General features: G+C 66.5%; 7 protein-coding genes and 1 pseudogene. 2 read left to right on the top strand and 6 right to left on the bottom strand.

Features of this window, described 5'->3' with window-relative positions; genetic code table 11:
- A pseudogene (locus tag AC5O77_RS09925) lies at positions 1–105 on the top strand (IS110 family transposase); the annotation flags it as partial.
- 93 nt (positions 106–198) lie between these two features.
- Here the strand turns inward: AC5O77_RS09925 and mscL are convergent.
- The 3 genes from mscL to AC5O77_RS09910 all read right to left on the bottom strand — a co-directional run bounded on the left by mscL (position 199) and on the right by AC5O77_RS09910 (position 1732).
- On the bottom strand, positions 199–603 hold the full coding sequence (gene mscL, locus AC5O77_RS09920) for a large-conductance mechanosensitive channel protein MscL (protein WP_032130206.1): 405 nt from the start codon (positions 601–603) through the stop codon (positions 199–201).
- 55 nt (positions 604–658) lie between these two features.
- Positions 659–1375, bottom strand: a complete 717-nt coding sequence (locus tag AC5O77_RS09915) for a fumarylacetoacetate hydrolase family protein (RefSeq protein WP_134952190.1) — start codon at positions 1373–1375, stop codon at positions 659–661.
- 75 nt (positions 1376–1450) lie between these two features.
- Positions 1451–1732 (bottom strand): hypothetical protein, encoded by a 282-nt coding sequence (locus AC5O77_RS09910; protein WP_005410817.1) that lies wholly within the window; start codon positions 1730–1732, stop codon positions 1451–1453.
- Positions 1733–1910: 178 nt separating this feature from the next.
- Here AC5O77_RS09910 and AC5O77_RS09905 point away from each other — a divergent pair, with 178 nt between their 5' ends.
- Positions 1911–2246, top strand: coding sequence for a Rieske (2Fe-2S) protein (locus tag AC5O77_RS09905; protein ID WP_317217583.1), 336 nt, complete (start codon positions 1911–1913; stop codon positions 2244–2246).
- A 246-nt stretch (positions 2247–2492) separates the two neighbouring features.
- Here AC5O77_RS09905 and AC5O77_RS09900 read toward each other — a convergent pair whose 3' ends face one another.
- The 3 genes from AC5O77_RS09900 to AC5O77_RS09890 are packed head-to-tail and all read right to left on the bottom strand — an operon-like array spanning position 2493 to position 5896.
- Positions 2493–4340: an SLC13 family permease gene (locus AC5O77_RS09900; RefSeq protein ID WP_494506754.1), complete on the bottom strand. Its 1848-nt coding sequence runs from the start codon at positions 4338–4340 to the stop codon at positions 2493–2495.
- Positions 4341–4367: 27 nt separating this feature from the next.
- Complete coding sequence (gene trmB, locus AC5O77_RS09895; protein WP_494506753.1) at positions 4368–5102, bottom strand: tRNA (guanosine(46)-N7)-methyltransferase TrmB; 735 nt, start codon at positions 5100–5102, stop codon at positions 4368–4370.
- Complete coding sequence (locus AC5O77_RS09890; RefSeq protein ID WP_010481470.1) at positions 5102–5896, bottom strand: thiazole synthase; 795 nt, start codon at positions 5894–5896, stop codon at positions 5102–5104. The genes trmB and AC5O77_RS09890 overlap by 1 nt, the downstream gene beginning before the upstream one ends.
- Between the last annotated feature and the right edge of the window lie 104 nt (positions 5897–6000).

The following is a 6000-nucleotide window of genomic DNA, read 5'->3' as shown; positions in this document are numbered from 1 at the left end:
CTGGCCAGAAAGCTGGCCAGGATCGCCTGGGGTGTCTTCAAAAGCGGCCGGGACTTCGATCCGGCCATGCTGAAGGTGGGTCAAGCCTGCTTCCAGCAGGCTTGACCACGAACATAGGATCTCGACTGCTTCATTTCGCCCAGTCGAGCATGGCTCGACTCTACAGATGGGTGGGGCGCCAGTCGGCGCCCAGCGCCCTTACTTCTTCAGGCTGTCGCGGATCTCGCGCAGCAGCACCACTTCCTCGGCCGGTGCGGCCGGGGCGGCTTCCTGCTTGCGCGACAGGCGGTTGATCGTCTTGACCACCAGGAAGATGGCGAAGGCCACGATCACGAACTGGATCAGCGTATTGATGAAGTCGCCATAGCCGATCACCACGGCCGGGATTTCCTTGCCGTCGGCACCGATGCTGGCCGGTGACAACGTCCAGGCCAGCTGCGAGAAATCCACCTTGCCGATCAGCATGCCCAGCGGCGGCATGATGATCTTCTCGACCAGTGCGGTCACGATCTTGCCGAAGGCCGCGCCGATCACCACACCGACGGCGAGGTCGATGACGTTGCCGCGCATCGCGAATTCCTTGAACTCGGTGAGCATTCCCATTGTTGTTTTTCTCCGGTGGGGGAAGTGGACAGCGCGCAGGGTAGCGCAGGTGATGTCAGCCGGCGATCACGCCGTGGCGCTCGGCCACGTTTTCCAGGCGGGCACTGAAGCGGTCGCCGGGCTTCAGCGCAGCCACCCCGGACGGGGTGCCCATGAACACCAGGTCGCCGGCGCGCAGCTGCCACAGCTTGGACAGCTCGTGCAGGATCTCGGGCACGTTCCAGATCATCTGGTCCAGCAGCGCCTGTTGGCGCACTTCGCCGTTGACCTCCAGCGACAGGTTCAGCGCGGCCAGGTCGCCGACTTCCTCGGCGTGGACGATTTCACTGATCGGCGCGGAAGCATCGAAGCCCTTGGCCGCATCCCACGGGTGTCCCTTGTCCTTGGCGGCGGCCTGCAGGTCGCGGCGGGTCAGGTCCAGTCCCACGGCATAGCCGTAGACCAGCGCCTCGGCGTCGGCCATGGCCAGCTCGCCCACGGGCGCGTCACGGCCGATTGCCACCACCAGCTCCACTTCGTGGTGCAGGTTGGCGGTTGCCGGGGGATAGGGAATGGCATCGTCGTGGCCGACCACGATCGCATCGGCCGGCTTGCTGAAGAACATCGGACGGCCGCGATCGTCGGCCGCCGGCACTGCTGCGCCCATTTCGCGGGCATGGTCGGCGAAGTTGCGGCCGACGCAGTAGATACGGTGCACGGGGAAACTGCCGCCACCGGCTACCGGCACACGCGGCACGGCTACGGCAGGGATCACATCGGAGACATCGGACATGCGGGCATCCAGGAAGGGCGTGCCCGCAGTCTAGAACGCATGGCGCCCGCCGTCAGCGGGCGCGGAGGACGTGGATCAACGCGAGGCCGGCAGCACCGGCTTGCGCACCACGCGGTACTCGCCTTCGACCACGGTCGGATCGACCGGACGGGCAACGCCCGGCTTGCGCGAGGCCAGCAGCTTCCACGCCAGGCCGACCAGGATCATCGCCGCACCGACGAACACGCCGATGAACACCATCGCGGCCAGGATCGCCAGACCGAGCAGGCCCACGGCAACACGCACCAGCGGGTGACGCGGCTTGCGCGGCGCGAACAGGGTGCGGAACTGGTTGAAGGCGGATGCGCGATTGAACATGGCGGCTCGATAGGCTGGGATCAGCGAAACCAGAGTATCGGGAGGTGCGACTGTCATTGAGTGAAAAACTCGTTAAATATAGCCTGTGCTTATTACGAATCAATGACTTGTGTTCATGTTGCAGCCAGTCACCTGAGCGGGCGTGCGACAATGCGCGTTTACTGTCCGAGCCTTCGCCATGACTGTCGCCGCTGCCCTGATCGCCCTTGATGCCATTGCCGATGGCGCGTTTGCCGAGGTCGAAGCAGTGGTTGATGGCGATGCCGAATCGCTGGTGCTGTACCGCGACGGCGCGCAGGTGCGTGCGTTCCTGAACATCTGCCCGCACGCCGGCCGTCGCCTGGACTGGGCGCCGGGCCAGTTCCTGAAGAGCCGCGAAGGCCACCTGGTGTGCGCCGCCCACGGTGCCTCGTTCGCGCTGGACAGCGGCGACTGCATCGCCGGCCCCTGCAAGGGCGACCGCCTGCGCGCGGTGCCGGTGGACGTGCGCGACGGGCAGGTTTATCTGGCCTGAGTCCAGGCCAGGAGTCGGATCCGTTTTCCGCAGGAAAGCGGCTCTGACCGCATCAAGCCAGAAGCAGTCGAGCATGGCTCGACTCTACAAAAGCATCCACGCATGGCGTGGATCTGCCGTGTCGACCAAGGTCGACACCTACCAAAGCAGTGCAGGACCCGCCCCGCCATCCCCCAGGAAACCAGCTTTTGACGTTGACGTTGCTTCTGCAGGTGCAGGGCGCAGCCCTGCCAACAAACCCAACCCTCAGAACATCAGGTTGATCATCAGCACCACCACGCAGGTGTAGATCAGCGACAGCGGGCCGCCGACCCGCCACATCTCGCGCGGGGTGTAGTTGGCCGGGCCGGTGATCATCGAAATCACCGGGTTGGAGGCCGTCATCAGGTTGTTGGACGCCGACAGCGCCACGATCAGCGCGAACGCCGTCGGGTTGCCGCCCGCCGCCAGCGCAAGGTTCACCGCAATGGGCACCATCACGATGGTGGCGCCCACATGGCTGATGACCAGCGAGAACGCCGTGGTCAGCAGCGCCAGCGCCACCTCCAGTACCCATACCGGAATACCGGTGGGTAGCTTGTCGATGGTATGGCCGGCCACCCATGCCGCCGCGCCACTGGAATCCATCGCCCAGCCGAGCGGGATCAGCCCGGCCATCATGAACACCGTCTTCCAGTTGATCGAGGCGTAGGCCTCGTCCATGCGCAGCACGCCGGTCAGCAGCATGCCGGCCACGCCGGTCATCAGCGTCAGCGCCACCGGCAGCTTGCTGGTCAGCGCGATCAGGATGGTCAAGGCGAAGATCGCCATGGCGATCTTGAACTTGTGCGGGCGCTGCTCGCCGGTCGGGTAGTCGGTCACCACCACGAAGTCGCGGCTGCGGGCGGCCTGCGCCAGGTCGGTCCAGATGCTGTGGAACACCAGCATGTCACCGGCACGCAACTGCACGTCGCGCACGTCCTCGCGGATCACCTGCTTGTCGCGGTTGATCGCCAGCAGGCTGATGCCGCGCTCCTTGCGCAGGCGCAGGTCAGCCGCACTCTTGCCGATCACGTTCGAGGTCGGCGGCACCACCGCCTCGGAAATACCAGCGCGGCTGGGGTTGAACAGGTCGCCAAGGTGCTTCAGGCGCGAGGACATGCGCAGGAACTGGTTCTGCGCGAAGTCGCTGATCTGCTCGCGTGGGCCCATCGCACCGAGCACGCTGCCGACCCAGATGCGCATCTCCGCCGGCGGCGCCAGGCGGGTGTCGTTGCCGGTCTTCAGGGCAAGCAGCAGCGGCGCATCGTGCAGGGTCTCCGCCTCACCCAGGGTCATGCCGACCAGCGGGCTCTCGGCGCTGACCACCAGCTCGAACACATCGCCTTCGATGCCGTAGGTCTTGGCAAAGTAGCTCTCGGTGCGCGCCGGCGTGACCCCGTCGTTGACCAAGTTTTCCTCTTCGATCAGCTTGCGGTCGCCGTAGTAGCGGAAGTACAGCAACGAGGCGACCAGCAGCGCTACGCCGATCGGCAGCGGCGCGAACATGCGCAGCGGCTCGATGGTGGCCAGGCCCGAGGGCAGGTTGTTGTTGGCCGAGGCCAGCAGATCGTTCAGCAGGATCAGCGGCGAATTGCCGACCATGGTCAACGCGCCGCCCATCACGATCGCCGCCGAGATCGGCAGCAGCAGGCGCTGCATCGTCAGCCCGGTGCGCGCCGCCAGTCGCGAGGCGACCGGCAGGTACAGCGCCATCACCGACGGGTTCTGCATGAAAGAGGAATTCAGGCCGGCAATGGCCGTGGTCATCATCAGCAGACGCTGCTCGACACCGTGGCCACGCCGCAGCAGCCAGGCGGCCAGCCGGTTCAACGCCCCGGTGCGGTCCAGGCCCGCACCGAGGATGGTGGTGGCGATGATGCTCATCACCGCGTTACCGGAGAAACCGCCGAAGATCTCCTCCGGTGCGATCAGGCCGGTGACACCGAGCACCACCAGCACCACCAGCGCCACCACGTCGGCGCGGATGCGCTCGAACAGGAACATCGCCATCGTGAAGCCGACCAGCCCGAGCACGAGCTTCATGTCGTTGGTCAGCGTCAGCGCGGTATCCATGTGGGGCGCAGTGTCCTCAGGCGATCGTCAGGTGCGGTCGTACAGCAGGTCCCAGACGCCGTGGCCGAGCTTCTGGCCGCGGGTCTCGAAGTGGGTCTGCGGGCGCCAGTCCGGGCGCGGCACGCTGCCACGCGGGCCGGCGCGGTTGACCAGGCCGGCGGTGGCGTCGAGCACGTCCCACATCTGCTCGGCGTAGTCTTCCCAGTCGGTCGCGCAGTGCAGGCGGCCGCCCGGGCGCAGCTTGCGCACCAGCAGGTCGGCGAACGCCGGCTGCAGCAGGCGGCGCTTGTTGTGGCGCTTCTTGTGCCACGGGTCCGGGAAGTAGATGCGCACTTCATCGAGCGCGCCGTCGGCGATCTCGTTCTGCAGCACTTCCACCGCATCGTGGTGGTACAGGCGCACGTGCTCGGCGTTGTCGTCGGCCAGTGCGTTCAGCAGCCGGCCCACGCCGGGCGCGTGCACTTCGATGCCGATGTAGTCGCGCGCCGGGTCGTGCTGGGCGGCGAAGCGCAGCGCGGCACCGTTGCCGAAGCCGATTTCCAGCACCTTGTGCGCCGGGCGGCCGAAGGTGGCGTCCAGGTCACGCGGCTGGCCGTTGTAGTCAATGCCGAAGCGCGGCCAGCGTTCGTCGAACGCGCGCTGCTGGGCAGGCGTGAAGCGGCCCTGGCGCAACACGAAGCTGCGCACCTCGCGGCGGCCCTCGCTCACGGTGAAGGGCTTGGGCGGGGCCTTGGAACCGGCGCTGTCGAAGGGATTGGTCATCAGCCGATCAACCCATCCACCGGGGAGGAGGCGCTGGCGTAGCGCTTGCGCGGGATACGCCCGGCCAGGAAGGCCTCGCGGCCGGCCTCGACCGCCTTGCGCATGGCGCTGGCCATCAGCACCGGGCTGCGCGCACCGGCAATGGCGGTGTTCATCAGCACGCCGTCGCAGCCCAGCTCCATCGCGATCGCCGCATCCGACGCGGTGCCCACGCCGGCGTCGACGATGATCGGCACCTTGGCGTCTTCGATGATCTGCAGCAGGTTGTACTTGTTCTGGATGCCCAGGCCCGAGCCGATCGGCGCAGCCAGCGGCATCACCGCAGCGCAGCCGATCTCTTCCAGGCGCTTGGCCAGGATCGGGTCGTCGGAGGTGTAGACCATCACCTCGAAGCCGTCCTTGACCAGCTGTTCGGCGGCCTTGAGGGTCTGCACCACGTCCGGGTACAGCGACTTCTGGTCGCCCAGCACTTCCAGCTTGGTCAGGTTGTGGCCGTCCAGCAGTTCGCGCGCCAGCCGGCAGGTGCGCACCGCGTCTTCGGCGGTGTAGCAGCCGGCGGTGTTGGGCAGGATGGTGTAGCGCTCCGGCGGCAGCACGTCGAGCAGGTTCGGCTCGCCCGGGTTCTGCCCGATGTTGGTGCGGCGGATGGCCACGGTGACGATCTGGGCGCCTGCAGCCTCGGTGGCCAGGCGGGTTTCTTCCAGATCCTTGAACTTGCCGGTGCCGGTGAGCAGCCGCGAGCCATAGGTCTTGCCGGCGATCACCAGCGAATCGGGGGAGACATGAACGTTCATGGCGCGATTATCGCTTATCCGCCTGAAGATGGGATCACGCAATGGCGTGCAGGCCGTGGATGGGTAGGGTTTGTGCCGGCCGCTGGCCGGCAGATGCAGGGTGC

Source organism: Stenotrophomonas sp. INTA L402-1 (assembly GCF_059295135.1).
This window is presented reverse-complemented; position numbering and strand designations above follow the sequence as displayed.